The organism is Amycolatopsis sp. NPDC059657, from assembly GCF_042734395.1.
Lineage (GTDB): Bacteria > Actinomycetota > Actinomycetes > Mycobacteriales > Pseudonocardiaceae > Amycolatopsis.
The window spans coordinates 1-2,477 of record NZ_JBHWEB010000258.1; the positions used below are offsets into that span (position 1 = coordinate 1).

Here is a 2,477-nt window from a genome sequence, read left to right on the forward strand (position 1 = left end):
TGGGTGCTGGGTGCTGGGTGCTGGGTGCTGGGTGCTGGGTGCTGGGTGCTGGGTGCTGGGTGCTGGGTGCTGGGTGCTGGGTGCTGGGTGCTGGGTGCTGGGGATCTCCCGAGCCTGTCACGATTTTTGTGTAAGCTAGAGGTGACTTACTTACATTTGTAGGTTATCAGAAAGGAAGGCGACCAGGGAAGAGGTTCGCCAGTGTGTTCAGCGCCACTTTCCATCCTTTCGTTCCTGTTCCCGATTCGCCTCCGCGTTGGCTTGAAATGTTTCGCAGACCGAGGTATAGAAGCTTCATGGCTGCATCTTTATCCGGGAAGTGGCCGCGATTCTTCGTGATCTTCCGCAGTTGGAAGTTGATGGATTCTATCGCGTTGGTGGTGTAGACGATTTTCCGGAGCTCGGGCGGGTAGTCGAGGAACGGGACGAACTCCGGGCAGGCGTGACGCCAGACGTCGACAGCGCCAGGGTATTGCGCGCCGAATTGCTTATCGAATTCGGCGAGCCCGAGCTCCGCCGCCTCAAGGGTTGGCGCGGTATAGATTTCCTTCATCGCTTTGACGATTTTCTTGCGATCGTTATAGGATACGAACCGCATCGCGTTGCGGATGACGTGCACGACGCAGGTTTGCACCACGGTCTCGGGGAAGATCGCGCGGATCGCGTCCGGCAGACCGGTGAGCCCGTCGCAGCAGGCGATCAAGATGTCCCTGAGACCGCGGTTGCGCAGGTCGGAGAGCACCTTCTGCCAGAACTTCGCCCCTTCGGTGTCCTGGATCCAGCAGCCCAGTGCGTGCTTGCGGCCGTCAACGTCGACCCCGATGACCAGGTAGGCGACCTTGGTGGTGACCACGCCGTTGTCCTTGACTCGGAGCCTGATCCCGTCCACGTAGACGATGGGATAAACCTCATCCAGCGGTCGGGACTGCCACACTTTGATTTCATCGACAACCACATCGGTGATATTCGAAATCAATTCCCGGGACGCATTCACTCCGTAGACTTCACGCAGGTGCGCCTCAATGTCACGAGTCGTCATGCCTCGCGAGCACAGTGAGAGGATCGTGTCGTCGATGTTGCCGATCCGCCGAGCACGTTTCGGCACGATCGCCGGCTCGAATGAGCCATTCCGGTCGCGCGGCACCTCGATCTCGATCGGGCCGTTGTTCGTCGACACCGTTTTCGCCGTTTTCCCGTTGCGGGAATTACCAGTTCCGTGGCCAGCCGGATCGCCGGAATCATAGCCCAAATGGTTGGTCATCTCGGCCTGCAAGGCTCGCTCAAGCACCGCTTTGGTCATTTGATTCAGCAGGCCGTCGACGCCGTCGATCGGCGTTCCCGACGATTTCGCGTCCTGCAGCAACGCGTCGATAGCATCCGGCGAGAACGCCTCCGTCAGCCGCCGCGCCGCCGCCTCGTCACCACGACGAGATGATGTGTTCTGTGTCACTCGGTGTCCCCTCCGACCGCCTATCCAGCGAGTCGATCTTGGTGCACCTCCGGCCTACACAGTTGGCATGACACGCCCGATCTCACGGCAAGCCTACTACCAGTGGCTCTCCAATCCGGTCTCGCAGCGGGACTGGGACGACGCCCATCTGATCAACGCCGCGCTCGACATCCACGCCGACGACCCAGCGGACGGGTACCGGTTCATCGCCGACGAACTCGCCCAGCGCGGCTTCACCGCCTCGGAGAACCGGGTCTGGCGGATCTGCTCCATGCAGGCCATCTTTTCCTTCCACGCCAAGAAGAAAGGCCGCAATCGCCAGGCAGGCCCGCCGGTGCACGACGATCTGGTGCGCCGGGACTTCACCGCCGACGCGCCGAACGTGAAGTGGCTGACCGACATCACCGAACACCCCACCGACCAGGGCAAGCTGTATCTGTGCGCGATCAAGGACTGCTACTCCAACAAGATCGTCGGCTACTCGATCGACTCCCGCATGACGTCCTCACTCGCCGTCGCCGCGTTGCGTAACGCGATCACACTGCGCGACCCGGCCGGGGTGATCGTGCATTCGGATCGAGGCAGCCAATTCCGGTCCAAGCCCTACCGGCGCCTTCTGCGCAACAACGGGCTGACCGGGTCCATGGGCCGGGTCGGCGCGTGTGGCGACAACGCCGCCATGGAGTCCTTCTTTTCGTTGCTGCAGAAGAACGTTCTCGACACCCGACGCTGGAACACCCGAGAAGAACTACGCCTGGCGATCGTCACCTGGATCGAAACGAAATACCACCGCAAACGCCGACAACGAACCCTCGGCAAACTCACCCCCATCGAGTTTGAGACCATCTACACCACCGCAACAGCGGCCTGAAACACCACACCCCCGGTGACAACCAAACCCGGGGCAGTCCCGTGTTCACCGACACCGGTTTTGAACCGCCCCGGGTTTGATGGAGGCTCCATCGTGTGAGTGAGGATGGAGTTATGGCCCGGTCTTCGAGGCACCCGCGTGAGGTGCGTGAGCGCG

Annotated in this window: 1 protein-coding gene and 1 pseudogene; one reads left to right on the forward strand and one right to left on the reverse strand. The window is 61.2% G+C overall.

The genetic code is table 11. The features are described 5' to 3' along the window. Positions 1–166 precede the first annotated feature (166 nt). Positions 167–1,399 (reverse strand): IS256 family transposase, encoded by a 1,233-nt coding sequence (locus ACFV15_RS48045; RefSeq protein WP_378360211.1) that lies wholly within the window; start codon positions 1,397–1,399, stop codon positions 167–169. Positions 1,400–1,532: 133 nt separating this feature from the next. Here ACFV15_RS48045 and ACFV15_RS48050 point away from each other — a divergent pair. Next, positions 1,533–2,321 (forward strand): annotated as a pseudogene (locus ACFV15_RS48050) (IS3 family transposase); the annotation flags it as partial. Positions 2,322–2,477 lie beyond the last annotated feature (156 nt).